The organism is Paenibacillus sp. FSL L8-0435, assembly GCF_037965655.1.
In the GTDB taxonomy this organism is placed as follows: Bacteria; Bacillota; Bacilli; order Paenibacillales; family Paenibacillaceae; genus Paenibacillus.
This window is the reverse complement of sequence record NZ_CP150185.1, coordinates 4461701-4487013: the sequence shown is the minus strand read 5'-3', so window position 1 is coordinate 4487013 and position 25313 is coordinate 4461701. Positions and strand designations below refer to the sequence as shown.

30 protein-coding genes are annotated in these 25313 nt (G+C 46.9%); 29 read left to right on the top strand and 1 reads right to left on the bottom strand.

The window, feature by feature from the left end:
* Window positions 1-24 precede the first annotated feature (24 nt).
* From NST33_RS19890 to NST33_RS19810, 17 genes are all read left to right on the top strand, one after another.
* Window positions 25-726, top strand: coding sequence for a phosphoribosylanthranilate isomerase (locus NST33_RS19890; protein WP_221820326.1), 702 nt, complete (start codon window positions 25-27; stop codon window positions 724-726).
* Window positions 723-1922, top strand: a complete 1200-nt coding sequence (gene trpB / locus NST33_RS19885) for a tryptophan synthase subunit beta (RefSeq protein ID WP_017687714.1) — start codon at window positions 723-725, stop codon at window positions 1920-1922. The genes NST33_RS19890 and trpB overlap by 4 nt, the downstream gene beginning before the upstream one ends.
* The gene (gene trpA, locus NST33_RS19880) at window positions 1919-2725 is read left to right on the top strand and encodes a tryptophan synthase subunit alpha (protein ID WP_100527230.1); all 807 of its coding nucleotides are present in this window, start codon (window positions 1919-1921) and stop codon (window positions 2723-2725) included. Before trpB ends, trpA begins: the two co-directional genes overlap by 4 nt.
* 86 nt (window positions 2726-2811) lie before the next feature.
* Window positions 2812-3912, top strand: a complete 1101-nt coding sequence (gene hisC / locus NST33_RS19875) for a histidinol-phosphate transaminase (RefSeq protein ID WP_221820327.1) — start codon at window positions 2812-2814, stop codon at window positions 3910-3912.
* Window positions 3913-3938: 26 nt separating this feature from the next.
* Entirely contained in the window at window positions 3939-5033 is a 1095-nt protein-coding gene (locus NST33_RS19870) for a prephenate dehydrogenase (RefSeq protein ID WP_221820328.1), read from the top strand.
* A gap of 726 nt (window positions 5034-5759) precedes the next feature.
* Window positions 5760-6353, top strand: a complete 594-nt coding sequence (locus NST33_RS19865; RefSeq protein WP_036607662.1) for a sigma-70 family RNA polymerase sigma factor — start codon at window positions 5760-5762, stop codon at window positions 6351-6353.
* Window positions 6350-6985, top strand: coding sequence for a zf-HC2 domain-containing protein (locus tag NST33_RS19860; RefSeq protein ID WP_076209924.1), 636 nt, complete (start codon window positions 6350-6352; stop codon window positions 6983-6985). The genes NST33_RS19865 and NST33_RS19860 overlap by 4 nt, the downstream gene beginning before the upstream one ends.
* 43 nt (window positions 6986-7028) lie before the next feature.
* Window positions 7029-7628: a histidine phosphatase family protein gene (locus NST33_RS19855; RefSeq protein WP_221820330.1), complete on the top strand. Its 600-nt coding sequence runs from the start codon at window positions 7029-7031 to the stop codon at window positions 7626-7628.
* 232 nt (window positions 7629-7860) lie between these two features.
* Entirely contained in the window at window positions 7861-8979 is a 1119-nt protein-coding gene (locus tag NST33_RS19850; protein WP_221820332.1) for a hypothetical protein, read from the top strand.
* A 44-nt stretch (window positions 8980-9023) separates the two neighbouring features.
* Window positions 9024-9530, top strand: coding sequence for a gamma carbonic anhydrase family protein (locus NST33_RS19845; RefSeq protein ID WP_091028957.1), 507 nt, complete (start codon window positions 9024-9026; stop codon window positions 9528-9530).
* A gap of 23 nt (window positions 9531-9553) precedes the next feature.
* Window positions 9554-9733, top strand: a complete 180-nt coding sequence (locus NST33_RS19840; RefSeq protein WP_017687723.1) for an IDEAL domain-containing protein — start codon at window positions 9554-9556, stop codon at window positions 9731-9733.
* Between the two features lie 152 nt (window positions 9734-9885).
* Complete coding sequence (locus NST33_RS19835) at window positions 9886-10308, top strand: DUF2487 family protein (protein WP_221820334.1); 423 nt, start codon at window positions 9886-9888, stop codon at window positions 10306-10308.
* Between the two features lie 192 nt (window positions 10309-10500).
* The gene (locus NST33_RS19830; RefSeq protein ID WP_017687725.1) at window positions 10501-11043 is read left to right on the top strand and encodes a ubiquinol-cytochrome c reductase iron-sulfur subunit; all 543 of its coding nucleotides are present in this window, start codon (window positions 10501-10503) and stop codon (window positions 11041-11043) included.
* A gap of 15 nt (window positions 11044-11058) precedes the next feature.
* Window positions 11059-11730 carry a cytochrome b6 gene (locus NST33_RS19825; RefSeq protein WP_017687726.1) on the top strand — a complete coding sequence of 224 codons (672 nt, stop codon included), beginning with the start codon at window positions 11059-11061 and terminating at the stop codon, window positions 11728-11730.
* A 21-nt stretch (window positions 11731-11751) separates the two neighbouring features.
* The gene (locus tag NST33_RS19820; RefSeq protein WP_076209928.1) at window positions 11752-12636 is read left to right on the top strand and encodes a menaquinol-cytochrome c reductase cytochrome b/c subunit; all 885 of its coding nucleotides are present in this window, start codon (window positions 11752-11754) and stop codon (window positions 12634-12636) included.
* A gap of 111 nt (window positions 12637-12747) precedes the next feature.
* Window positions 12748-13374 carry a DUF1405 domain-containing protein gene (locus NST33_RS19815; protein ID WP_221820336.1) on the top strand — a complete coding sequence of 209 codons (627 nt, stop codon included), beginning with the start codon at window positions 12748-12750 and terminating at the stop codon, window positions 13372-13374.
* Between the two features lie 66 nt (window positions 13375-13440).
* Window positions 13441-14310, top strand: coding sequence for a sporulation protein YpjB (locus tag NST33_RS19810; protein WP_221820338.1), 870 nt, complete (start codon window positions 13441-13443; stop codon window positions 14308-14310).
* Between the two features lie 108 nt (window positions 14311-14418).
* Here the strand turns inward: NST33_RS19810 and NST33_RS19805 are convergent, their stop codons facing one another.
* A complete protein-coding gene (locus tag NST33_RS19805) occupies window positions 14419-15288 on the bottom strand; it encodes a YitT family protein (protein WP_221820340.1) in 870 nt (289 codons plus the stop codon).
* A 172-nt stretch (window positions 15289-15460) separates the two neighbouring features.
* Here NST33_RS19805 and NST33_RS19800 point away from each other — a divergent pair, with 172 nt between their 5' ends.
* From NST33_RS19800 to NST33_RS19745, 12 genes are all read left to right on the top strand, one after another.
* Entirely contained in the window at window positions 15461-15790 is a 330-nt protein-coding gene (locus NST33_RS19800; RefSeq protein ID WP_017687732.1) for a nucleotide pyrophosphohydrolase, read from the top strand.
* Window positions 15791-15840: 50 nt separating this feature from the next.
* Window positions 15841-16365 (top strand): tetratricopeptide repeat protein, encoded by a 525-nt coding sequence (locus NST33_RS19795; protein ID WP_260632694.1) that lies wholly within the window; start codon window positions 15841-15843, stop codon window positions 16363-16365.
* Window positions 16366-16446: 81 nt separating this feature from the next.
* Window positions 16447-17250: a 4-hydroxy-tetrahydrodipicolinate reductase gene (gene dapB, locus NST33_RS19790; RefSeq protein ID WP_076209932.1), complete on the top strand. Its 804-nt coding sequence runs from the start codon at window positions 16447-16449 to the stop codon at window positions 17248-17250.
* An 11-nt stretch (window positions 17251-17261) separates the two neighbouring features.
* Window positions 17262-17702 (top strand): methylglyoxal synthase, encoded by a 441-nt coding sequence (gene mgsA / locus NST33_RS19785; protein ID WP_017687735.1) that lies wholly within the window; start codon window positions 17262-17264, stop codon window positions 17700-17702.
* Entirely contained in the window at window positions 17699-18397 is a 699-nt protein-coding gene (gene bshB1 / locus NST33_RS19780; RefSeq protein WP_221820342.1) for a bacillithiol biosynthesis deacetylase BshB1, read from the top strand. The genes mgsA and bshB1 overlap by 4 nt, the downstream gene beginning before the upstream one ends.
* Window positions 18398-18496: 99 nt before the next feature.
* On the top strand, window positions 18497-19657 hold the full coding sequence (bshA, locus tag NST33_RS19775) for an N-acetyl-alpha-D-glucosaminyl L-malate synthase BshA (RefSeq protein WP_076209934.1): 1161 nt from the start codon (window positions 18497-18499) through the stop codon (window positions 19655-19657).
* 62 nt (window positions 19658-19719) lie between these two features.
* Window positions 19720-21018 (top strand): CCA tRNA nucleotidyltransferase, encoded by a 1299-nt coding sequence (locus NST33_RS19770; RefSeq protein ID WP_313771432.1) that lies wholly within the window; start codon window positions 19720-19722, stop codon window positions 21016-21018.
* On the top strand, window positions 21005-21982 hold the full coding sequence (locus NST33_RS19765) for a biotin--[acetyl-CoA-carboxylase] ligase (RefSeq protein ID WP_221820345.1): 978 nt from the start codon (window positions 21005-21007) through the stop codon (window positions 21980-21982). Before NST33_RS19770 ends, NST33_RS19765 begins: the two co-directional genes overlap by 14 nt.
* A 344-nt stretch (window positions 21983-22326) precedes the next feature.
* Window positions 22327-23205 carry a 3-methyl-2-oxobutanoate hydroxymethyltransferase gene (gene panB, locus NST33_RS19760; RefSeq protein ID WP_339304799.1) on the top strand — a complete coding sequence of 293 codons (879 nt, stop codon included), beginning with the start codon at window positions 22327-22329 and terminating at the stop codon, window positions 23203-23205.
* Window positions 23202-24098: a pantoate--beta-alanine ligase gene (gene panC, locus NST33_RS19755; RefSeq protein ID WP_221820350.1), complete on the top strand. Its 897-nt coding sequence runs from the start codon at window positions 23202-23204 to the stop codon at window positions 24096-24098. Before panB ends, panC begins: the two co-directional genes overlap by 4 nt.
* The gene (gene panD, locus NST33_RS19750) at window positions 24091-24474 is read left to right on the top strand and encodes an aspartate 1-decarboxylase (RefSeq protein ID WP_017687742.1); all 384 of its coding nucleotides are present in this window, start codon (window positions 24091-24093) and stop codon (window positions 24472-24474) included. The genes panC and panD overlap by 8 nt, the downstream gene beginning before the upstream one ends.
* Before the next feature lie 93 nt (window positions 24475-24567).
* A complete protein-coding gene (locus tag NST33_RS19745) occupies window positions 24568-25215 on the top strand; it encodes a tetratricopeptide repeat protein (protein ID WP_036607621.1) in 648 nt (215 codons plus the stop codon).
* Window positions 25216-25313 lie beyond the last annotated feature (98 nt).

Genomic DNA, 25313 nt, shown 5'->3' with positions numbered 1-25313 from the left:
ATACACGATGGCACAGGCGACAGTATGTCAGAACTGAGAAACCCGCTGCCAGCGGCCGTAAAAATATGTGGACTTCAGGACGTTGAAGTGCTAAAATCGATGATAAACTTGCCTGTGGATTACATTGGTGTTGTTTTTGCCAAATCACGCCGCCGAATCGAACCCGAGCAGGCTGCTGCATTAAGAACGGTGCTGTTCGAATGGTCTACCTATGATCGGCCGAAGCTTGCGGGTGTATTTGTGAATCCTACGCTCGATGAACTGGAACACATTATGGAGGTTGCTCACCTGGATGTTATTCAACTGCATGGACAGGAGTCTGCGGAATTTTGCCAGCAGGTGAAGCAGCGGTGGAGTGCCAAAGTATTCAAAGTTTTTTCTTTTCCCAAAGATGAAACGGGACCGGAAGCTGATGAAGCAGCCATAAGGGCTCTTGATACTTACGATAAATTCGTGGATGCGATATTGCTTGATACCCATGATCCTCTATATGGAGGGGGCTCCGGGAAAACGTTTGCCTGGGAGCGAATCCCCGCCTATGCTGAATGGGCAAAAAGTCGCGAAATTGCTCTGTTCGTTGCAGGAGGTTTACAGCCGGACAATGTACAACAACTAATACAGACATATGCACCTTTCGGCGTCGATGTATCCAGCGGAGTTGAGACTAAAGGTGTGAAGGATATTGCCAAAATTACAGCATTCGTAGAAAGGGTGAAGCAGGCATGACACATCAATTGCCGGATCAACACGGGCGTTTCGGTCACTTCGGAGGCCGCTTTGTACCTGAGACACTAATGAACGCACTCATAGAGTTGGAGGAGGCATATAGCCACTTCTCTGAAGATGAGGAATTCAACAAGGAACTGAACTATCTGCTAAGCGAGTATTCTGGACGTGAAACGCCATTGTATCATGCAGAGCAATTGTCACGCCGATTAGGCGGACCGAAAATTTATCTGAAACGTGAAGATCTCAATCATACAGGCGCACACAAAATTAATAACGCCATTGGACAAGGTTTGCTTGCCAAACGGATGGGCAAAAAGAAAGTTATTGCTGAAACGGGTGCAGGTCAACATGGCGTTGCAACGGCAACTGTAGCCGCATTACTTGGACTGGAATGCAAAGTATTTATGGGCGAAGAAGATACAGAGCGTCAACAGTTAAACGTATTTCGGATGAAGCTGCTTGGAGCAGAAGTGATTCCGGTTACGTCTGGAACACGGACACTGAAGGATGCTGGTAATGAAGCACTTCGCTACTGGGTCAGCAATGTAGAGGATACGTTCTATGTGCTCGGATCAGTGGTTGGTCCTCATCCATATCCGATGATGGTGCGGAATTTCCAACGTGTGATTGGTGATGAGACCCGTCGTCAGATTCAGGAGATCGAAGGGCGTTTGCCGGATGTAATTGTAGCCGCTGTTGGTGGAGGAAGTAATGCGATCGGTATGTTCTATCCATTTATCGGTGATCAGGATGTGAAGCTTGTTGGTGTTGAAGCCGCAGGCAAAGGGGTCGAAACCGAGTATCACGCTGCAACGATGACCAAAGGCACGCATGGTGTATTCCAGGGATCTATGAGTTACCTGTTGCAGGATGAGTATGGACAGGTTCAGCCAGCGCATTCCATCTCGGCCGGACTTGATTATCCGGGTGTTGGTCCGGAGCATTCCTATCTCAAGGATATTGAACGGGCAAAATATGTACCGATTACGGATCAGGAAGCACTGGATGCCCTGCAACTTCTATGTCGGACGGAGGGAATCATTCCTGCTCTGGAGTCTGCACATGCGGTAGCCCAAGTTGTCAAACTGGCGCCTGAACTTACAGCAGATGATATTGTAGTCATTTGTCTGTCGGGACGTGGAGACAAGGATGTTGAATCCATCATGAAATACACGGGAGGTGACTTGGGATGAATCTGATGGACCAGACCTTCCAGCAATTGAAGGAACAGAATCGCACGGCACTTATTCCATTCTTAACCGTGGGAGACCCGGATGTGGATACAACGATTGATATCATCAAGGAGCTTGAACAGGCTGGAGCGGACATTTTGGAACTGGGTGTTCCCTATTCCGATCCGCTTGCAGATGGCCCAGTCATTCAGCGCGCTTCCGAACGTGCGCTGAAAAGCCAGATCACCATTCGAACTGTTATGGAAACCGCTGCAAATGCTCGTAAGGCAGGTGTGAAACTGCCGTTTGTACTGTTCACCTATTATAATCCGGTATTGCAGACAGGACTGGATGTATTCTTTGATGAATTGGTCAAACACGATATTAGTGGCATGATCATTCCGGACCTGCCGATTGAGGAAGCAGAAGAGATGCGTGAACGCGCAAATCGTGCGGGTGTGCATCTGGTGCCGCTTGTTGCACCTACATCTAATGCTCGGATTGAGCGGATTGTAACGGGAGCGAGTGGCTTTATCTATTGTGTATCATCCCTTGGGGTAACCGGAGAGAGAGCTTCTTTCTTTGATGGCGTAGAGAGCTTCATTGAGACGGTGAAAAGTCTGACAGACCTCCCTGTAGCAGTAGGTTTTGGTATCTCCAGTCATGAGCAGGTGGCCCATTTCTCCCGCATCTGCGATGGCGTTGTTGTAGGTAGTGCCATTGTTCGTCAAGTGGAAGATGCGATTCCTCTGCTTGAAAATCCGGATACGCGTGCAGCGGGACTGTTGCAAATTCGCAACTTTGTGGCACAATTAAAGGGATAGAGATGTCCTGAAAGGACATCTTTTGGACACGTGAGGTGCACGCTGATTCGTGTCTAACATTATTTCAATAACAGGAGGCGGTCGGGTTGAAACCGAAATCCCAGATTGTCAATCTGCCTGTGTACCAGCCGGGCAAACCGATTGAAGAAGTGAAACGTGAACTGGGGCTTGAACAAGTCATCAAGCTGGCCTCCAACGAAAACCCGTACGGCAGTTCTCCTGCCGCCCTGGAAGCCATTACGAGAGAAATGACGAATATAAGCATATACCCAGACGGTAGCTCGGTTGAGCTGACGGGAGTTCTTGCCAAGCATCTTGGCGTTGAACGGAACAACTTAATATTTGGTTGTGGTTCCGATGAGATTATTGCTTTGATCACGAGAGCTTTCTTCTTGCCGGGTGACGAGACCATCATGGCAGATCAGACATTTTCTGTATATAAAAGCAATGCAGATATTGAGGGTGCCGTGTCCATCGAAGTGCCTCTGAAAGATGGCACGCATGATCTGAGCGCGATGCTCGCGCAAATTAACGACAAAACCAAAGCAGTATGGGTGTGTAATCCAAATAATCCGACAGGTACGATTATCTCCGAGCAGGAACTTACAGCCTTTATGGACCGTGTGCCTGCTCATGTGATGGTCATACTGGACGAAGCTTATTATGAATTCGTAACCGATGAAGCATATCCGCAAAGTATACCATTGATCGAACGGTATCCGAACTTGGTCATCCTGCGGACATTCTCCAAAATTTACGGTTTGGCTTCGCTTCGGATCGGATATGGTATTGCACGTCCCGAAATTATTGATTTGATTAACCGTGTACGTGAACCGTTTAACACCTCCCGTTTTGGACAAGTTGCGGCAACCGCCGCACTACTGGATCAGGATTTTGTTCAAGAGTGCTCGAAGCGGAATGCAACGGATCGGGATTACCTGCAAAATGAATTTACACGGCTCGGATTGTCGTATTTCCCTTCACAGGGTAATTTCATTATGGTTGACCTGAATATGCCTTCGGCAAATGCGTTCCAATCCTTGCTCAAACAAGGCATTATCGTTCGCTCAGGATTCCACGTATACCCAACTTACATTCGTGTGTCCGTCGGAACATCAGAACAGAACCGTGCATTTGTCACGGCACTGGAGAACACGCTGGCTGAGAAGGCGGTAGCACGCCCTTAATACTGGCGATGAAAGAGTGAGGACCCATGAAACTAAAAATTGCAATGATTGGTGTAGGACTCATCGGCGGTTCACTGGCGCTCTGCTTCAAAGGCAAGCCAGATGTAACCGTGATGGGTTACGCCCACTTGGATGAACTGAAGGACAAGTACATAGCGAGCGGTGTAGTGGATGATGCTACGCTCTCTCTGGAAGAAGCGGTAGAGGATGCCGACTTTATTTTTTTGTGCGTTCCCGTAGGTTTGCTAGAATCCTATTTCGAGCAGCTCTCCAAGCTGCCATTGAAAAAAGGATGTATCATCACGGACGTAGGAAGCACTAAAGCTTCCATTGCCGCTTGTGCCGAGCATGTGCGGTTGACTGACGCTTACTTCATTGGTGGTCATCCCATGGCGGGGTCGGAGCGTGCAGGCGTAGATGCGGCCTCAGCTGTGTTGTTTGAGAATGCATACTATGTTTTAACCCCTTCAGAGCATGTACCTGAGGAAGCCTACAGCAGGCTGTCAGAGCTGCTTGCGTATACGCGGGCACAGATCGTGCGTGTGGAGCCCCTGCTGCACGATGACATCGTGGGGGCGATTAGTCATCTGCCACATGTTATTGCTGTTGCGCTGGTGAATCAGGTACGTGAGTATAATGAGTCGAATCCACTGTATAAAATGCTGGCTGCAGGCGGTTTCCGGGATATTACCCGGATTGCGTCCAGTGATGCGATTGTGTGGAGAGATATCTTGCTTAGCAACCGTGACGTACTGCTGGGCTTGCTTAAGGACTGGAGTAGCCAGATGACGGCCTTTACGGATATGTTGGAGCATAAGAACGGTGAAGGTATAGAGGAGGCATTCCGTCAGGCCCGCGAGTTCCGCAGTATATTACCAGAACGACGCAAAGGCATGATTTCTCCGTTATTTGATCTGTATACTGATGTCCAGGATGCACCGGGTATGATCGGTAAGATCGCAACTGAGCTTGGGGCGAATGACATCAACTTGAGCAACTTGGAGATTATCGAAAACCGGGTGGATGTGCCGGGCATTATGCGTCTGTCTTTCCGTCAGGAAGAAGATATGGAACGAGCCAAGACGTTATTGGATTCCTTAGGCTATCAAGTGTGGATATAAGACGAGAAAGAGGGCGAAAGCCCTCTTTTTTGTGAGGTTATATTGGAGTATGTTATTTGATTTTCAGTCACGAAAAAAAGGATGTATTATCCTTAATTACCGAAAGATATAATTAATTCAAACAATTTTACTGAAAGTGTTGACAAAATGAAAACGTATACATATAATAAGGGTACAGTATGGTTTCTCTCCACTCCTATCCAATAACTGTATTGCTCCACGTGAGCAATGGCCGCTTTTGTAAGCGGTCTTTTTTTTGTCTTAAAAAGTTATGGGAAAGGCATTGATATGTTAATAGTTACATTTAAACTTACATCCTCTATTTACATCTCCCTCCTTAATCTGTTAGGATACCTTAGATCAAAAAAATATCACATTTCTGTAACCTTTTCAGTATGTCGTCCGTCTATATAAGCAAGGCTTACCAAAAAGGAGCAAAATGAAGTCATGAACGTGAAAATGACCGCATATGAATGACAGGTCGGGTTCTGTGGATACCAATGGATTTGCCAGGATGATGCAGACCGTTGTACAATAAATACTGTTAATGTAGAAACGTTGGGGAAATTGCCATTACATAGGGGAATTTGGCGGGAAGGCCAGTTATGGCGCTGAACGCTGTTTATATGCGGTGAGAACCGCAACTTTTTTGTGCCTGTTCGGTAATACATGGATAGAGTCGAACGGGGAGAAGCACATGGATGGGCGAGGAGGGGTCGCACTCAAATGACGGATTCCCAGTTGATTCGAGAGATCAAGGAAGGTAACCTGGAGTTATATTCCGAGCTGATGAGTCGTTATCAGCGTAAAATACTGGCTTTCGTATATCATATGTTGAAAAGTTCCAATATGGAGCTGCTTGCGGAAGATCTCTGTTCTGAGACTTTCTATAAGGCGTTCCGCAGTCTGCACTCTTTCCGTGAGGTGGATGCCTCATTCTCAACCTGGTTATATACCATTGCGAGAAATACGGTACTGAGTGAGCTTCGCAAACAGCGCAGCGGAAATGTCCCACTTGAAGAGAGCGGGATTGTTCCCGTTGCTCCTTCGGAGAATACACCGGAGTATGCTGTACTACGTAGCGAGCGGGTGATGCTGGTTAGGGATGCGATTAACAATTTGCCAGAGAAGCAACGTTCTGCGATTATACTCCGCGAGTATGATCAACTAGACTACCAAGAGATTGCGAATATTCTTGGGCAGAGCGTCAGTTCTGTGAAATCGCTATTATTCAGAGCAAGATCAAGCGTAAAAACTCAATTGGAACCTTATTTCTTCGAACCGGTGTACGAGCCATATGAAGGGATGAAGAACCGATGAATTGCAATGAAGCCCAGGAACTGTTTGCACTGGTCTGGGACTTGCCGGAAACTCATCCTCAGCGGATTGCATTTCATGCTCATCTCGCTGGTTGTGATGAGTGCTCCGAGCAGTTTGAGGTCTGGGAAGAAGCTCAGATCTTGCTGCACAGCATTCCGGTTCCAGTGACAGAACAACAGGCAGAGAGAGTGAACCGTAACGTGATGGACCGGATCTACGCGGAGTCTCCATGGCTTCTGCCGGAAGAGGTAAAGGTTAATCGTTTCTCTGCTGTGATCCGCAAGCATATGTCTTTGTGGATCGCCGCGTTCCTGGCTATTTTTTTATGCAGCTTTCTGTATATGGCAATGTTTAAGCCAGACGTATCAGAAGCTGAGCAAACCAAGGTTGTTGCTACGGGTATTCTGGAGACAGGGGTTGCCGGAAGCGGACCATCGTCCTCTGGAATGTATCAGTACAACATGACTGGAGCGGACAGAGGAAGTATCATAGAACCTTTTGTTGTGAGCATGGGACCTGCTTATCCACAGTATTGGATGGCCCTCTCTTTACTTGCAATAGGAATGGCGTTATTTTCTCTTGGACGTATGCATCGAACAACGAATAAACGCAAACAAGGTGCGAGTGCATAGGTAATAACCTTTCGTTCGCCGTGTGGAGAAATGAGGGATGTAAGTGCGAATCGGGCTTATTCGTCACGGTCTTACAGACTGGAATGCGGCGGGCCGTATACAGGGTCAGACGGATATTCCTCTGAATGGAGAAGGTCGTGAACAGGCAGAGCGCCTGGGAAGACGTCTGCTGACGGAAGAATACCAATGGGACTATATCATCACAAGTGGATTATCGCGGGCACAGGAAACAGGGGAGATTATCTCCAAGCTGTTGAATGTACCTTTGCTTGAGCCGGACGCACGGTTGAAAGAAAGGGCTTTTGGTCAGATTGAAGGTCTGACTTCAGAAGAACGGGTTGCCCGCTGGGGCAAATCCTGGGAGACATTAGATTTGGGGCAGGAGCAGATAGCGGATATCCAGATTCGTGCACTGGCGTTTCTGGAAGATCTATGGTCTGCCTATCCAGACCAAAACGTACTCATTGTCACTCACGGAGCTTTCTTAGCCAACCTGTTAACAGCCTTGTTTAAAGATCGCTATACAGAACGTATTGGAAACCTGTCACTGACGATCCTGGAAAAGGAACGTGATGACTGGAGTCCGCTGTTATATAATTGCACACGACATCTGTCTTTGGACACAGCGAAACAACCTGAGTAAGCTAACTTGGGTTGTTTTTTTGCGTTTTATGGGGAAATAAGACTTTATATGATTTCAAACCTCTCATTTTTCTTCTGATTGACCAACTTGAGGCATAGTATGTTTTAAAACATAAAAGATTTCCAAAAAGAGGTTTAGATTATGGGAATTCCGTCAACGATGTTTACAAAACCAAACTATTTCAGGCTCCGAATCAGCAGTCGAAGTAGTTAACGGGCGAGGCGATGGACCCATGAATCTAGCGGATATGCTTACTTTTGCCGATATTGGCCAGCTTAATCGAATAGCAGACTATTACCAATGTGAATGCAAGCCCAATTCCAAACATGAACTCATCCAGAGTATTCTCACTACATTGGGCAGCAGACCCTTTTTTGAGCAGCAGGTACGTCAACTGAATCAAGCAGATCAGCGTTTTTTGAACAACTTGTTGTTTGACCCTCGCCAGTATTATGGTATGGAAGAACTCATTGCCATAGCCCGTCAATCGATGGACAAAAAGGAGAGTGAGGCAGGCGCGAGTCCGCGTGATCTCATTGTTCGCTTCAATAAGAGTGGATGGTTGTTCAATGGAACAACGCAGCAGACCAGGTATTTGTATCAGGTACCCCAGGATCTGAAACTAAGATTCAGGGATGTGTTATCCACACATCTGCGAGCAGGGATTACCAAAACAACAGAACCACCCATGTATCGGGATGAGTATCATCTCTTAGCGGATGATCTCAAGTTGTTCCTGCAGTTTGTCCAGCAGCACGAGATTGCCCTTAACGCTGAAGGCATGATGTACCGTCGCTCTCAACAGCAGATTATGGAGCACCTGCACATTAGTGAGGAATTGGTGGGCAAAGGTGGATGGAGATTCGGATATGGCCGTTCCTTCAAGGATTACCCGGATCGTTTCGCACTTCTCTACGACTATGCATTTCACCATCGGCTGGTTCGTGAGGAGCAAGGCACGCTGAAGTTATCACCAGCTGGAGAAGACAAGCTGGGAGCTGAGAAAACAGCCGAAATGATACAGCTATTTAGGTTTTGGTTAAGATTGTATAAAGGTGCTATTCCCAATCTGTCCTCTATTGTGTACTGGACAGGCGAATGTGCCCAAGAATGGTCAACTGCCGAGTCGCTGTTTCGTCAGATCGGTCCATTCATTCAGCCGTTTTATTATGATACGGCCGATGCCATCTATGATAACAGAATTGTTAAAATGATGCTGCATCTTGGCATGGTTCGTATTGGGGAACATGAGGAAGGCCGGACTATACAAATGACAGCTTGGGGCACTCGTCTTGCTGTATCCTGTCGCTCCATCTCAGGAGACATTACACCCATTATGTTTGACAAATGAAGGACAAGTTGCTAAAATCACTCCCAAATTAAGGAGTGATAATAATGATAATTCCATACAAAGGTCTACAACCTCAGTTACACTCTTCGGTATATATGGCTGAAGGTGCAAAACTGATCGGTGATTTGAGAATGGGAGAAGAGTCTTCCGTCTGGTTCAATGCAGTCCTGCGGGCTGATTTGGCTCCTATTATCATTGGAAAGCGCTGTAATATTCAAGATAACGTTGTCGGGCATGTCAATACTGATCAACCTTTGATTGTGGGAGATGATGTTTCAGTAGGACATACAGCGATCATTCATGGGTGTTGTATTGGAACAGGATCATTAATCGGCATGGGAGCCATTCTGCTGAATGGAGCCGACATTGGCGAATATACGCTGATTGGAGCCGGTTCTGTTGTTACTGAGAATAGTAAAATTCCGCCCTATACTCTTGCTTTGGGGACACCTGCCAAAGTGATACGTGAGCTGACTGATGCCGATTTGGAGCGGATGTCCAGAACTTCACTGGGTTATGTTACCAAAGGAAAAGAATATAGGAGCTCTTAAATCCGTTTTGGAGGTGCATCCTATTGGATAAAATGAAAGTTACGTATGAAGTCATGTTGGGGCTGGCAGCTGAGATGGTGTGGGACGAAGCGCTTCGCAAACAGCGCAGCGAGAAACTCTATTTGGAAATCGATAAAGCGTTAGCTACCGGAGACGAAGTAGCTTTCCGGAGTCTGACGGATGAACTGAGGACCATAAACTGATAGGCAAAATAGTTCCTTTCTGAGATAAAAGGGAATGCGCAGAGGCGTATTTCCTTTTTTGATATGTGTAATTCCAAAATGAATGTCTGGATTTATAAGATATGGTCATATATAATATGGGAATAAAATGGATAGAGAGGGGATATAGGGAATTGAAATTCAGTGAGATGACTCAAGACAGCTGGGCTGAACTGCAACTCTATCTGGATACATGCCTTATTCCATACACAGCTCTTAGCGGTGAGCAGTCGCCAGTTGAAGCTACCGAGGCATTGGAGCGGCTGAGAGATTTTCTGGATCTGGTCGAAATTCCTTTCAAAGGGAGAATCATGACTTATCCAGCCTTTCATTATGCTAATTCGGAATTGTCAATGACATTAAATTCCTTGTCCGCACAGCTTAAATCCTCGGGATTCAAATATGTGGTTATTATGTCATCAGATGGTCATTTGAATGGCATGGAAATTCCAGCTGCTGATTTGGTTTTGAGTCGGTCCGTGTTAACTCGTGAGGTCGGAGAAGAGGGGATTGCGAGATTTATAGGGGAGAAAATACGAGAGTTGTGGAAAAAATAGTTTTTGGCGACAAATGTGACAATTTTACAACATTTTTTTAATAACGCTTACAATTGAACCTTAAAAATGTGTGACAAATTCTTGACGGTGTTCTAGGGCTACTATATGATTATGTATGTTCTAGTAAGTCGTGGAATTTATGAAAATGAAAACGTTTGAGAGAGTTGGCTGAAAAAGGGGGTTGGAGACAGTATGAGCAGTGAGCATGACCACCACGAAGCTTCATTGAAATTGCCAAGCCGCATGGAGATGTCACGCAGGCAGTTTTTGACGTACACGCTTGGTGGAGCTACAGCCTACATGGCCGCCGGTGCAATCCTTCCTATGGTCCGTTTTGCGGTGGACCCGATTTTGCAACATAAGGGAGAAGGCACCTCTGTCAAAGTAGCTGAAATCAGCAAAATTACGAATGAGCCTCAAGAATTCACCTTTGAACTTAAACAACAGGATGGTTGGTATCTGAGTAATGCATCGTTAGTGGCGTGGATTCGCAAAGATGAACAGGGTAAAATTTATGCACTCTCACCTATCTGTAAACATCTGGGATGTACAGTAGGCTGGAATAGTGACAAGCAATACCCTGACGAGTATCATTGCCCCTGCCATGGCGCGCACTATGACAAGGAAGGGAAGAATCTTGCCGTAGCCCCCAAACCGCTGGATGAGTACGTAGTCAAGGAAGAGCAGGGTTGGGTATATCTGGGCGACATTGTTCCGAACACCCGAGTGAATTAGGAGGCGTGAACGCAGATGTTTAAAAATGTCTATGACTGGATTGACGAGCGTCTTGACATCACGCCAATCTGGCGGGACGTTGCGGATCATGAAGTTCCAGAGCATGTAAATCCGGCTCATCACTTTTCCGCATTCGTGTACTGCTTTGGTGGATTGACGTTCTTTATTACTGTTATTCAGATTCTGTCAGGCATGTTCCTGACCATGTATTATGTACCTGATATTATCAATGCCTACGCAAGTGTGGAGTATCTGCAGACCAAAGTAGCCTTCGGCCAAATTGTTCGCGGCATGCACCACTGGGGAGCCAGTCTGGTTATCGTAATGATGTTCTTACATACGATGCGTGTGTTCTTTACAGGCTCTTACAAGGCACCGCGAGAAATGAACTGGGTTGTTGGCATGCTGATCTTTTTCGTCATGTTGGGCCTGGGGCTGACAGGGTACTTGTTACCATGGGATAACAAAGCCTATTTTGCAACAAAAGTAACACTGGAGATTGCCAACACGGTTCCTTGGCTCGGACCAATCATCAAAGAATTCCTGCAAGGCGGTACGATTGTTGGTGCACAGACACTAACCCGATTCTTTGCCCTGCACGTATTCTTCCTCCCCGCTGTGCTTCTGGTGCTTCTGGTCGGACACTTTATCATGATCCGCAGACAGGGCATTTCGGGACCACTATAAACTGAGAAGGGAGGAATCGCAATGGCTCACGGACATAAGAAGGATGATGAGGAAAAGGTTATCTTTGTCGGTGATTCACGGGTCCGTAAAGGGGCGGGATTTATTACCCCTCCTGATTACACGGCATATCCCGGCAAATCAGAAGCCTTTATCCCCAACTTCCTGCTGAAAGAATGGATGGTTGGTGTCGTTGTATTGGTGGGGATTCTGGTTCTCACGATCTCAGAACCTGCACCTTTGGGCTATCCGGCCAATCCGAGCGCATCCGTAATTCCTATGCCGGACTGGTACTTCCTTTTTCTGTATCAGTACTTGAAGTATCCATACGCATCGGGCGATTACGTTCTGCTCGGCGTACTGGGGGTCAGCGGAGTCGCTTTTGGAGCTTTGCTGCTGGCACCATTCCTGGATACAGGCAAGGAGCGGCGTTTCTATAAACGCCCAATTGCTTCATCACTGATGATTTTGTCGGTCATTTCTGTATTCTACCTGACAAATGTAGCGTGGACGCACTACGAGCATGAGTTGGAAGCAAGTGGACAGAAACCTGAACATATTCAACGTGAAGAAGAAGCGCTGGAGAGGCGTGAACAGGGGCTCCCACCCGTTTCCAATGCACCTGGACAGCAAGAAGAAGTTGCGATCGTGGAACAGGATGATCCAGCAATGGAAACGTACAAAAAGGCTGGATGTATTGGCTGCCATGCGGCTGATATGAAGGGTGCAAGTGGACCTTCACTTCGGGGTGTGGGTGACAAGCACAGCCAGGAAGAGATTCTGACCATTATCAAAGAAGGCTACAATGCAATGCAGCCTCAGTATAATAATGCTATTGCTCAAGGTGTCACGGATGAAGAGATCACTCATCTGACCGAATGGCTTGCGAAACAGAAAGCAGAACAGTAAAATCGAAATAACCAATGAAACCTGATCGTTTATTCGGTCAGGTTTTTTTGAAGTGTTTTTTTGGATAGTACTGTATCGTGCACAATATTGATGAAGGAAGGGGCAGGGAATGTGGCTTTATCGTATTTCTGGAGTAGGGAATTTCTAACCAATCGTTATTTCCTGTGGCTATTATTTTGGTGTAATGCGGTAGGAACGGTATACGGATACATCTGGTACGGAGAGCAAATGAAATTGACGCTGGTTGAGCAGCCGATGTGGCAGATCGTATTTGTGCCAGATAGTCCAACAGCGAGTTTGTTTTTTACTTTATCGTTGTTATGGGTCTTGTACCCACCACGGTCCATCATGATCAAACGGATCGGACATGTGATTCAGGCGCTTGCCGTGGTCACATCTGTGAAATATGGCGTGTGGGCCGTATCCATTATTTTCGCTGGCTGGATGCAAGGTGGTACACAGCACTGGCAAGACTGGATGTTGATTGCTTCGCATAGTGCGATGGCCATTGAAGCTCTAATTTATGTACGCTTTTTCGGCTTCCGCTGGGCTGCCCTTGTCGTTGCAGGTCTCTGGACACTGTTGAACGATACGATGGATTATACATATGATATATACCCTTGGTTACCCGCTTCCCTCTATGATCATGTAGATGGTGTGCGTAATTTCACATTTGGACTGACACTGGTGAGCATTCTGTGCGCGTGGCTGGCCTTAAGACAAGCGAAACGAACCTGATATCCGATCTTGAGCTTGTTCTAACGAACTGTTTCCCGCCATACATTGGTGGTGGGAGGGATGTCCATGAAGAGAACGTTTGGGGTCAAAACTGGTTTATTGGTGGTATCGTTCATGGCTCTGCTGCTTTGGACGAACTTAGCATATCGTGTATCCGCGCAAAGTGAAGCATTGAATTCGAATTCAGATCAGCAAGTGTCCACAAGCAATTCAATTGCACAACTGAATGCGGAAGCAGCCATATTGTATCGTCAGGCGCTCGAGAATAATATTGAAGAAGTGCGAGGAAGCATTCTGCGTATCAGTAAAAGTTTGGAGCATATCTCCTTTGAGGGACAAACAACAGTCGAGGGCATTCACGCCTTGTCCGAAACCATAGTTGAAGTGAAACAAGCCGTTGTGAAGGTGAAAAATGACGATGCTTCTCTTCAGCAGTCCTCTGCCAAACTCAGACTTGCAGCAGATAGTCTCGCGAATCCAACCAAGCCTTTATGGCTTCAGTATTATAAAATCGTGAAAAACGATCTGGACGCTTTATCCGCTGCTACAAATCAAGGGCAAACTGCGGCCGTACTGGCAAACCGCTACACCGTTCTGGAGGAGCATTATGAGACAATTCGTCCTGCCGCACTGATTCGCCGTGAACCGTATGAGATTGCTCAAATGGACGCCTGGTTATCCCATACCAAAGGGCTCACCGCTGCCAAGCAACCTGATCTGGCTCAATTAAAGAGCATGGTGGGCCATGGGGAGGAACTGGTGAACCAGTTGTTTGGTCGCGAGAAGGACGAGAGCGCCTTTGCACCTTTTGTACAGGGGCCCGATCGCAGGGCAGCCGGGCTGCTCATTAGTTCGGTCATTGTGGCGACGTTAAGTTACGCCGGATATCGTAAATATCGTGCGCAGCAGCAGGGGATTTTTCCTTTTCGGCGCTAATTGGATATGAAGTTGATCGTGGTATATAAAAAGACCTCTTTCCGCATGACCAGCCACACTAACGGCTCTTCATGTAAAAAGAGGTTTTCATGTACTTTCTGTGTTATATCAGCTTTCTTTGAAACCTTCGCCATGTACATCGTGAACATCGCTGATGATGACAAAAGCTCTCGGGTCAATGGAACGTACAATGGTCTGCAGTCGCCTGAACTCTTGCCTGGAGATCACGCAGTAGGCCATGTGTTTGGCCTGTTTAGAGTACGCGCCAATGGCTGGAATGAGGGTGACGCCACGGTCCATATCCCGTGTAATTTGGTCCGCAATCTCGGGTGCATGGTCACTAATGATCATAAATGCCCGGGCAGAATATGCACCTTCCTGAATAAAGTCGATGACTTTGGAGGCGATGAATACAGCTACGAGCGTATACAGAATTTTTTCTTTGGGGATGTAGATGAGAGAGAGCCCGATAATGACGAAGTCGATGCCCAGTAATACTCGGCCCATACTCCATCCATACTTGCGGTTGAGAATACGGGCAATGATGTCTGAACCGCCCGTCGTTCCACCCCAACGAAATACAATGCCAAGGCCGGCTCCAAGGGTGACACCTGCATATAGGGCTGCGAGCAGGAGGTCATTCTCGGTATGTAATGGTTCAATCCAGCCCAGGTGAATCAACTTCTCAAACAACCATAGAAAAACAGTCAGTGCCCCGATTCCGATACCCGTATAGATCATCTGTCGGCCGCCCAAAATTTTGAGCCCAATCAGAAAGAGGGGAACATTTAGAATTAAGGTTGTAAGTGAAGGTGAGATGCCAAAAGCGTAATTGATCAGAACCGTAACCCCGGTGAGGCCGCCTTCCATAAGCTGGTTGGGGATAATGAAATAGAGGAGCCCAAAGGCATATAAGGCTGTACCCAGCACGATGGGAAGAACCAGTTTAACTTGAACCCAGGTTTTGGCAGTGCTCATAAGATCCCTCGCTGTAGATAAATTAGAATGAAGAACTAATCATTCCCATCTAGTATACCTGTTTATTGAATCTTTAAAAATGATTTGTCGCTGATGATGGTGGAAGTGAATCTAAATAACTGATATTATTAGGAACAAATACGACATCATTTCAAAAGGAGAATCCGTTCTCATGGAGAAAAGCATCGCAGAAATGCAGCGTGAGGTTGATCAGTATATCTCCCAGTTCAAGGAGGGGTATTTCAGTCCTCTGGCCATGTTGGCCCGGATGTCTGAAGAGGTTGGGGAGCTTGCAAGGGAAGTGAATCATGAGTTCGGTGAAAAGCCGAAGAAGTCTTCCGAAGCAGCCAATTCCATTGAACTTGAGCTTGGAGATATTTTATTTATCACGATTTGTTTTGCGAACTCGCTGGGAATTGATCTGGCTGAGGCTCACGACAAAGTCATGCATAAATTTAACACCCGCGATGCCAATCGGTGGACTCCCAAAAACACCGATTAGGCGTAGATTACATATGCTGTACCATCACCCGATCGGGGAGGGTCAGCTTAATGATGAAACCGGAAGAATATATGCAGCAGGCTTACCGCTGTATATTGCAAAATGATTTTGAGCAGGCGATTCGTTGGTTCGAGTCAGCCATTCACGCTCATCCAAAACATGCGGAGTTGTATTACCGCTGTTCCATTACACACGCCCGCAGCAAACATCTGGTTCCAGCGCTTGAATATGCGCGCAAGGCAGTCGAATTTTCGCCAGGAACAGAAGAGTATATTTTGCATCTGCAGACGTTGGAAGCGAAACAATTGACCTCCAGAGCGAAGTTGCTGTTGGAGCAGGCGGGGATTGCAACACAGGAGCGTTACGTGGAAGCGTCTACGCTTCTGCAAGAAGCGGTCAAACTTGATCCGCTCTCAGTGGAGGCTCATGTTATGCTTGCGCTGGCTTACAGTGATTTGAATGAATTTGACTATGCAATTCAGGCGCTGCGTGAGGCAATTTTGCTGGACCCGCAGAATGGGCAACTGCATCAGATGTTACAGGAAATCAAGCAACGTATGAAATCCATTCAATAAAGAATTCATTTTGCAAAGATTTCTTTCGAGTTGAAATGGATTCTACGATATGATCCAACATAGTGAGGAGATGCAGTCAATATGAGTGAAGTAATCAGAGTTGCCGTGATCGGAGCGGCTGGCCGTATGGGCCGTGAAGTTGTGAAATTGGTACTTCAGGACCCGGAATTGGAGCTTGCAGCGGCTGTCAACCGCTCCGGAGCAGGCACGGATGCAGGAACCCTTGTTGGTTTGCCAGCGTGCGGGGTGCTGGTGACTGATGATATCGAAATGGCTTTTGCCGAAACAAAACCTCAGGTTATGGTTGATTTTACAGTGCCGCAATATGCTTTTACACATACCGAAATCGCAATCCGTCATGGAGTCAGACCTGTCATGGGTGTTACCGGCTTTACGCCGGAGCAGATTGAACAGTTGGACAAGCAATGCCAGGACAAAGGAATTGGAGGGCTTATTGCCCCTAACTTCTCGATTGGTGCCATTCTGATGATGCGATTCGCAGCACAGGCTGCCAAACATATGCCAAATGTGGAGATTATCGAATATCACGGGGATCAGAAGCTGGATGCTCCTTCCGGAACTGCGATCAAAACTGCCGAACTGATTGCTGCCAATCGGGAAGAACTTCGTCAGGGTAATCCGAATGAGGAAGAAACGATTGAAGGATCACGCGGCGGTTATTACAACGGCTTCCGAATTCACAGTGTACGATTGCCTGGCGTATTCGCGCAGCAGGAAGTTGTTTTCGGAGACTATGGACAGTCTCTCAAAATTCGGCATGACTCCTATGAGCGCGCAGGTTATATGCCTGGTGTTAAGATTGGTGTGCAAAAGGTTATGGAATATACAGGAATGATCTACGGATTTGACCACTTTATCGACTAAAGGAGATTGTCATGTTGAAAATAGCATTTATCGCCCATGATCGTAAAAAAGAAGAGATGGTTAACTTCGTGACGGCATATGAGCCTGTTTTTACGGACCATCAATTATATTCTACAGGAACAACAGGCCTTCGTATTATGGAAGGAACGTCTCTGAAGATTCATCGATTCGAATCAGGCCCACTGGGCGGAGATCAGCAGATTGGAGCTTTGGTTGCGCAAAATGAGATGGATCTGATTATTTTCCTGCGCGATCCACTGATGGCACAACCTCACGAGCCGGATATTAATGCGTTGCTGCGTCTTTGTGATGTGCAGGGAATTCCACTTGCCACCAATATCGCAACCGCTGAGATTCTGGTTAAGGCTCTGGATCGTGGCGATTTTGCCTGGAGAGAGCTGGTACATAAATACAAGCCGGAGGCTGGATTGAATTCGGGTGATTCCGAATGAGTCTGGATATTCTCATCTTTGGAGCACATGCAGACGATGCGGAGATTGGTATGGGTGGAACGATTGCCAAACATACCGCTGCTGGCTTGAAAGTAGGCGTGTGTGATCTGACTCGTGCTGAGATGTCTTCCAACGGAACAGTAGAGCGCAGAACCGAGGAAGCGGAGCAAGCCTCCCGCATCCTCGGTCTTTCGTGTCGAACGAATCTGGGGCTTCCTGATCGTGGCTTGTATCTTACTCCTGAACATGTAGAGGCGGTAACGGCTGAGATACGGCGTCATGCCCCTCGGATGGTGTTTGCTCCGTATTGGGAAGATCGTCATCCGGATCATGTCAATTGCAGTAAGCTTGTGCAGGAGGCTGTATTTAACGCCAAGCTTCGGAACTACATGCCGGACATGCCTGCCGTGCAGGTGAAGGAACTTTATTTTTACTTTATTAATGACATCGGCCCTACGGATTTGATTGTCGATATTACGGAACACTATGGGCAAAAAGAAACATCATTGCTCTCTTATCGTTCCCAATTCGAACTGGGAGACGGAGCGGTCTCGACGCCATTGAATCAAGGGTATATCGAACGTGTAAGAGCCCGTGATTCCTTGCTCGGACAACGCAGTCTTATCCCGTTTGCAGAAGGTTTTGCTACAATTACGCCTTACGTGGTTCATCAATTTGGGCCGGGTGCCCAATGAACGATTTCACATTTTACGTTTAATGAAACGAAGGGTTTCATTATTCTGTTGTATTATATCAACCTGCATGAAGCGGGAGATCAAAGGAGCGTCCACAGGATGGATAAAAAGCTAAAAATCGGCATCACCTGTTATCCGTCCCTCGGCGGGTCTGGCGTTGTCGCAACGGAGCTGGGCAAATTACTTGCCGAACAGGGGCATCAGGTTCATTTTATTGCCAACAGTATCCCGTTCAGACTGGGTACGTTCCAGAAAAATATTTTTTATCATGAAGTTGAAGTAAATGATTATTATGTTTTCCGTTACCCTCCGTATGACCTGTCACTGGCAACAAAGATGGCTCAGGTGGCTAAGTCACAGCAGCTGGATCTGCTGCATGTTCATTATGCCGTGCCGCACGCAGTATGTGCTTTTCTTGCGAAACAGATGGTAGGAGACGGTCTTAAAGTGGTTACCACCTTGCACGGAACGGATATTACGGTTCTGGCTCAGGATGAATCTCTGAAGGATCTGATCCGTCTAGCCATTAATGAAAGTGACGCGGTTACTGCCGTATCACAAGATTTGATTCGGGAAACGGTCGAATTGCTGGATATTCAGCGCCCAATCGATCTAACCTATAATTTCATTGACAAACGAATATATTATCCGCGGGATGCTGCCAGTCTGCGAAGAGACTTTGCTGCGCCCGACGAAAAAATATTAATGCACATCTCCAATTTCCGACCGGTGAAGAGAACTCAAGATGTGGTAGAGGTCTTCCGTCAGGTCCAGGAGCAGGTTCCTGCCAAACTGTTATTTGTTGGTGAAGGACCAGATTTGCCGAAGATGCAATGGAAAATTAATGATCTCGGCTTGAATGATAAAGTTCATTTCCTTGGCAAACAGGATGACATTGCTCAGGTCATTTCCATGGCAGACGTGTTGATGCTTCCATCGGAGAAGGAGAGTTTCGGACTTGTGGCGCTCGAAGCAATGGCTTGTGGCGTACCGACGATCGGTTCACAGGCCGGGGGAATTCCGGAACTGGTCTTACATGGTAAAACGGGGTATTTATCCGCGATCGGGGATACACAATCCATGGCCGAGAACACCATCCGTTTGTTGACGGACGATCGTTTGGCTGCGGAGTTCAGGGAAGCATGTCTTCAGCGTGCGCATCACGACTTTTGCAATGATGCTATCCGGCATGAATACGAACAGATTTATTACCGGGTGTTGGGAAGGGAAGTTCCGAATCTGAAGCCGGTTTGTGGTTAATCATTTCTTTGACGAAATCATACTGTGCATACCACAACAGGCAAGAGAAGAGGTGATATGTGGTGGTTCAATGGACACAGGTAGATCATGAAATGGCAATGCAAAGTGAGAATGTACTCACAACATTAAACAAACATGGCTACAAGGCATATTGGGTAGGTGGTTGCGTTCGTGACGAATTGCTGGGACGAGTTGTAGACGATATGGATATCACGACATCTGCTTCTCCTGAGCAAGTCATGGAACTGTTTGACGATTGTATTCCTACAGGTCTGCAACACGGTACGGTTACCGTTCGTTCAGGCGGTTATTACTTTGAAGTGACCACATTTCGAACAGAATCCGAATATCAGGATAACCGCAGACCTGCTACGGTTCAATTTGTTCAGGATATCAAGGAAGATTTACAGCGGCGCGACTTCACGATGAACGCTCTAGCCATGGACGTCACTGGGACAATCGTTGACCCTTTCGGTGGGCAGGCAGATATCAAGGAAGAGCGAGTCAGATGTGTAGGTTCTGCGATGGAACGATTTGGTGAAGATGCACTGCGCATGCTCCGCTGTGTTCGGTTTGCTTCCGTATTTGATTTCAAAATTGCCCATAACACGTGGAAAGGTCTTGTAAGGCAGAAAGACCTGCTTCAACATATAGCAATGGAACGGGTACGTACCGAGATGGTAAAAATGATGTCTGGACCGCATCCTTTAAGAGGGTTGGAGCTGTTATACAGAAGTGATTCCCTTGCGCATATCAAAGCGCCGGTAAGCTCGACCCGATTTAACAAGATGTTGTTATCCAATCTGGAACAATTGTCAGGTCAGCATGTGTTGCTTCGTTGGTCACTCATCCTGATTGCTGGCGGTTATAGCAAGGATGAAGCAGATGTATTATTACGTCAGTGGACATTCTCCAATGAACATCGTTCTCGAATAACAGGGGTTCTTCAGGTGGAACAGTTGATTCATACTTCCGTTCAGGAGCAGAAGGATATGGTCAGTCTTCGTTCCGATTGGATCGTTACTGTTCTGGCTTGTGGCGTTCAGGCGGCGGATGATTGGCTTCGAATACAGTCTACATTGCCAGCAGGATGGCGGAATCAGTCCGAACAGGCAGAAATGCAGGTTGTTTTGGTTCAAGAGCTTGCAGGCGAATGGAGTCAATCGATCCCTGTGCATGACTTGAAAGAGCTGGATATCACAGGGGAACAAGTGTTACAAATGGTACAGCGCAAAGGCGGACCTTGGCTGGGTCAACTGATGAAACATTTGTTACGAGAAACAGCGATTGGAACGATAGAGAATCAGCATGCAGCACTAAGTGCAGAAGTGAAGCGGGTGGTTCAAGATGACCAAACATGAAGATCTGTTACATATGTTATTAAATGCAGAAGGACGATTCGTATCGGGTGAAGAGATCAGCCGTAATCTGTCCATCAGTCGGACCGCTGTGTGGAAACATGTGAACAAGTTGCGAGACATGGGTTATGAGTTTGAAGCCGTATCCCGCAAAGGATACCGTCTGGTAACGAAGCCGGATAGCATTGACGCTACTGCCCTCCAATTGGCACTGGATACAACCGTATTTGGCCGTAAGGCTGTTTTGTTGACTTCGACCCTGACTACGCAAGGGGATGTTCTCAAGCTAGCTGAGCAAGGGCAGGCAGAAGGTGCTGTGGTCGTTGCGGAAGAACAAACAGGAGGAAGAGGACGTTTTGGTCGACAGTGGTTCTCTCCTCCGGGTAAAGGAATCTGGATGAGTGTTCTGTTACGCCCTGATCTACCACTTCAGCACACGCCGCAGCTAACTTTATTAACAGGAGTGGCTGTATGTCGTGCCGTTCGAGCTTGTTCAGGAGCTGATGCAGGCATCAAATGGCCAAATGATCTGTTGATTGATGGACGCAAGGTATGTGGCATATTGCTTGAATCCACGGTGGAAGATCATGAAGTCAGATACTGTATTGCAGGTATAGGTGTTGACGTGAATTTTGATCCAGAGGATTATCCGGAAGATCTTACAACTATAGCTACTTCGCTCAAGATGGAGACGGGTCAACCCGTTGATCGCACCAAACTAACGGCTGCCATTTTGACGGAGCTTGAACAGTTGTATTATTTGTATCAAAAAGAAGGATTCGGCGTGATCTCAGCACTATGGGAGGCCCTGTCCGTATCGATGAATCGAGAGATTACTGTGACGAATCCTCATGGTGTCATTGAAGGGAAGGCCATCGGTCTTGACCCTTCTGGAGCACTTATCGTGGAGAAGCGCGATGGAGAACATACACTAATCATCTCTGGTGAGATTTCCTGGAAATCATAAACAATTTGTCGAATTTTCACTGGTAAAATGAACATAAGACGTGAAGTTTGAGCAGAACTTTGGTATACTGTGTTCGTGAGGCGATATCGGCTAATGCAGACCGAATTGCACTCCCGTAACAGTAACCTTTGTTCTGCTTGAATGGTTTTATATAAGCAGACCGCAGTGCAAGAATGAAATACGTTTAAGTGAGTTGTTGGATTCTGCTCTGAGCCGAAGAGGACCGAGACAGAAGGGACGATCGCAAGTGACTCTTTTTTGACTTTTCGGGACTTTTTAGTGGAAAACTAAAAGGTTTTTTTTGTTGCGTTTATTTGAAAAGAAGAAAGGAGCCATGAGAGAAAATGGCGAACAAACAAGCGTTGAATATTGTGAAAATGAAAAAATATAAGCAGGATGGCGTGCCACTTACCATGATCACGGCTTATGATTATCCAACAGCGCTCCTCGCAGAGGAAGCAGGTATCGATCTGATCCTGGTTGGTGACTCACTTGGTAATGTAGTACTGGGTTATAATTCGACGCTTCCGGTAACCATCGACGACATGGTGTACCACACACGTTCCGTAGTGCGCGGTGCTGAGAAGACGTTTATTGTGGCTGATATGCCTTTTATGACTTATCATGGCAGCGTGGATGAGACGCTTAAGGGTGTACGTCGACTGATGCAAGAGGGGCATGCCCATGCGGTTAAAATGGAAGGCGGAGTTGAGATAGCAGACACCGTCAGAGCAGTCGTGCAAGCAGGCGTGCCTGTTCTTGGACATATAGGACTTACACCTCAATCGGTTAATCAGATTGGTGGTTACCGTATTCAGGGCAAGGATGCAGCGGATGCAAAACGTCTGATGGACGAAGCCAAAGCCTTGGAAGCTGCAGGCGCGTTTGGCATTGTGCTTGAACTGGTTACGGAAGAAGTTGCACGGGCGATCTCGGAGGAACTGTCCATCCCTACTATAGGAATTGGAGCAGGACGAGGCTGTGATGGTCAGGTACTGGTATTCCATGATGTTGTTCAATACGCCTCTCCGTATACGCCCAAACGTTTTGTCAAAACCTATGGAGATGTGGGTACATTAATCAGAACCAGTATCGAAGCTTACGTAAAAGAAGTGAAAGATCGTTCGTTCCCGGCCGAAGAGCATGTATTCAATGCTGCGGATGGTGTTCTGGATCAACTGTACGGCGGACAACGCAAGGAAAAGGTGGGGAATAACTCATGAAAGTATTACGGACAATCGCAGAGTTAAGACAGGAACTAAGCTTGAAGCGTCAAGCGATTCGGTCCAGTGCGTCCGTTGTAGGTCTGGTACCAACAATGGGTTATCTTCATCAAGGTCATGCAAGCTTGATGCAGGCAGCCAGACAACAGAGCGATATCGTGGTATTAACCATATTTGTTAATCCAATTCAATTTGGACCTAATGAAGATTTTGACAGCTATCCGCGGGATGAAGCCAGAGATGTGGAGACAGCACGTTCACAAGGAGTGGATATCGTATTTATTCCCTCTGTTGAAGAGATGTATCCACAGGCAACGCAAACGACGGTATCTGTCTCCAAACTGACGGAGCGCCTATGTGGCGCTTCCCGTCCGGGGCATTTTGACGGGGTAACGACCGTAGTCTCCAAACTGTTTAACATTGTACAGCCACAGCGTGCATTTTTTGGAATGAAAGATGCTCAGCAGGTTGCGGTCATTCAACAGATGGTGAATGATTTGAATATGCCTGTAGAAATTGTACCTTGTCCGATTGTTCGCGAAGAGGATGGTCTTGCCCTCAGTTCACGTAATGTCTATCTTAACGCAGAACAGCGTAATCAGGCTTTAGTTCTGTCGAAGGCACTGTGTGCAGCTCAAGAAGCGGCAGATAAAGGTGTAGCTATAAACGCCGCAGATATCCGTCGTATTCTGCGCGAGCAGATTGCAAGTTCACCGCTTGCTGTTATCGACTACGCCGAGATTCAGGCTTTTCCAAGTCTGGAGCCGCTCGCAGATCAGGAAGAAGTTCAAGGACGTGACGATCTGCTCATCGCACTTGCGGTGAAATTTGGAAAAACAAGATTGATTGACAATATAAGGTTGCAAAAATCGGAGGTACTGTCCCATGTTTAGAACACTGATGAAATCCAAAATCCACCGGGCTACGGTAACGGAAGCCAATTTGAACTATGTGGGTAGCATTACCATAGATGAAGACTTGATGGAAACATCCGACTTGATGGAAAACGAAAAAGTGCAAATTGTGAACAACAACAATGGTGCACGTCTGGAAACTTATGTGATTCCAGGGCCGCGCGGAAGCGGGGTCATATGTCTTAACGGCGCAGCTGCACGTCTGGTGCAGCCTGGAGATAACGTCATTATCATTTCTTACGCCATGATGTCGCAAGAAGAGGCAAATACTCACAAACCAACCGTTGTATTTGTAGATGGACAGAATAAACCTGTACAAACGATGAAACAGGAAGTCCACGCAACAATTATGTAATCGACTGGTAAGGAGAATGAAATCGGACCTTGAAGCAAAAAATGAGTACAGGTCACTGCACTAATCCATTTTTTCAAGGGTGGGGATGCATCGATGTTCCAGCATGTTTTCGCAGAAATGAACGACATGTTAGATGAAATTATCAAGAGCTATCCTTCCGCTGAAGGCCTGAACAAACAGGAATTGCTGCAAAAGTGGAATTTGCTTAAGCGGATGAGTGACGGAATGCTGGATGAATGGCTGATGTTTGAAGAAAAGATGAGCCAGGTGAGGGAGCGGGAGATGGATAAGCCTGCTTCCCTTGAACCGGAACAGGAAGCTGTTACCGCTCTGCCTGAACTCCATCTGGAATGTTTCAGTCGAGGTCAGGGCTATTTCAAATTACAGATGTATCCGCAGGCGATCATGCAGTTCTCCCGGGTTGTGACCGACCATCCGGAGAGTGCATTGACTCGTTTTTACCTGGCGCTCGCGTATCTGAATCTGGAACAAATGGCGGAAGCCGGGACACATTTGCAGCAGATCATGTATCTTAAGGGTTCGCCTCGCTTAAAAGGGCTTGTATGTAACGCCCTGGGCTGTATTCAAGCCAAGCTTGCGAATCCCGAAGCTGCATGTTCACTCTTTGCACAGGCCCTTCAGTATGACCCGACATTGACCGAACCACTGTACAACATGGAAGCTTGCAGGTTGAACAGGGGAAAATTGCAATATGCTAATCAGCTGACGACCCTTCATTAAGCGGGAATTCGGCGACAAAAAACGGTGTTCCCTCCTTTGGCATAGCGGCGGGGACACCGCTTTTTTGTCAGTTAATTTTCAAATCCCCTTTTTTTTGC

Excerpts from the sequence above, each read along its gene's own strand:
- NST33_RS19795 (WP_260632694.1), top strand. The coding sequence starts at position 15,841 with ATGATGAAACCGGAAGAATATATGCAGCAGGCTTACCGCTGTATATTG.
- NST33_RS19845 (WP_091028957.1), top strand. The coding sequence starts at position 9,024 with ATGATAATTCCATACAAAGGTCTACAACCTCAGTTACACTCTTCGGTA.
- dapB (WP_076209932.1), top strand. The coding sequence starts at position 16,447 with ATGAGTGAAGTAATCAGAGTTGCCGTGATCGGAGCGGCTGGCCGTATG.
- NST33_RS19865 (WP_036607662.1), top strand. The coding sequence starts at position 5,760 with ATGACGGATTCCCAGTTGATTCGAGAGATCAAGGAAGGTAACCTGGAG.
- NST33_RS19820 (WP_076209928.1), top strand. The coding sequence starts at position 11,752 with ATGGCTCACGGACATAAGAAGGATGATGAGGAAAAGGTTATCTTTGTC.
- panB (WP_339304799.1), top strand. The coding sequence starts at position 22,327 with ATGGCGAACAAACAAGCGTTGAATATTGTGAAAATGAAAAAATATAAG.
- NST33_RS19890 (WP_221820326.1), top strand. The coding sequence starts at position 25 with ATGTCAGAACTGAGAAACCCGCTGCCAGCGGCCGTAAAAATATGTGGA.
- panD (WP_017687742.1), top strand. The coding sequence starts at position 24,091 with ATGTTTAGAACACTGATGAAATCCAAAATCCACCGGGCTACGGTAACG.
- bshB1 (WP_221820342.1), top strand. The coding sequence starts at position 17,699 with ATGAGTCTGGATATTCTCATCTTTGGAGCACATGCAGACGATGCGGAG.
- NST33_RS19765 (WP_221820345.1), top strand. The coding sequence starts at position 21,005 with ATGACCAAACATGAAGATCTGTTACATATGTTATTAAATGCAGAAGGA.
- mgsA (WP_017687735.1), top strand. The coding sequence starts at position 17,262 with ATGTTGAAAATAGCATTTATCGCCCATGATCGTAAAAAAGAAGAGATG.
- NST33_RS19810 (WP_221820338.1), top strand. The coding sequence starts at position 13,441 with ATGAAGAGAACGTTTGGGGTCAAAACTGGTTTATTGGTGGTATCGTTC.
- trpA (WP_100527230.1), top strand. The coding sequence starts at position 1,919 with ATGAATCTGATGGACCAGACCTTCCAGCAATTGAAGGAACAGAATCGC.
- NST33_RS19800 (WP_017687732.1), top strand. The coding sequence starts at position 15,461 with ATGGAGAAAAGCATCGCAGAAATGCAGCGTGAGGTTGATCAGTATATC.
- NST33_RS19830 (WP_017687725.1), top strand. The coding sequence starts at position 10,501 with ATGAGCAGTGAGCATGACCACCACGAAGCTTCATTGAAATTGCCAAGC.
- NST33_RS19805 (WP_221820340.1), bottom strand. The coding sequence starts at position 15,288 with ATGAGCACTGCCAAAACCTGGGTTCAAGTTAAACTGGTTCTTCCCATC.
- panC (WP_221820350.1), top strand. The coding sequence starts at position 23,202 with ATGAAAGTATTACGGACAATCGCAGAGTTAAGACAGGAACTAAGCTTG.
- NST33_RS19850 (WP_221820332.1), top strand. The coding sequence starts at position 7,861 with ATGAATCTAGCGGATATGCTTACTTTTGCCGATATTGGCCAGCTTAAT.
- NST33_RS19745 (WP_036607621.1), top strand. The coding sequence starts at position 24,568 with ATGTTCCAGCATGTTTTCGCAGAAATGAACGACATGTTAGATGAAATT.
- NST33_RS19870 (WP_221820328.1), top strand. The coding sequence starts at position 3,939 with ATGAAACTAAAAATTGCAATGATTGGTGTAGGACTCATCGGCGGTTCA.
- trpB (WP_017687714.1), top strand. The coding sequence starts at position 723 with ATGACACATCAATTGCCGGATCAACACGGGCGTTTCGGTCACTTCGGA.
- NST33_RS19860 (WP_076209924.1), top strand. The coding sequence starts at position 6,350 with ATGAATTGCAATGAAGCCCAGGAACTGTTTGCACTGGTCTGGGACTTG.
- bshA (WP_076209934.1), top strand. The coding sequence starts at position 18,497 with ATGGATAAAAAGCTAAAAATCGGCATCACCTGTTATCCGTCCCTCGGC.
- NST33_RS19825 (WP_017687726.1), top strand. The coding sequence starts at position 11,059 with ATGTTTAAAAATGTCTATGACTGGATTGACGAGCGTCTTGACATCACG.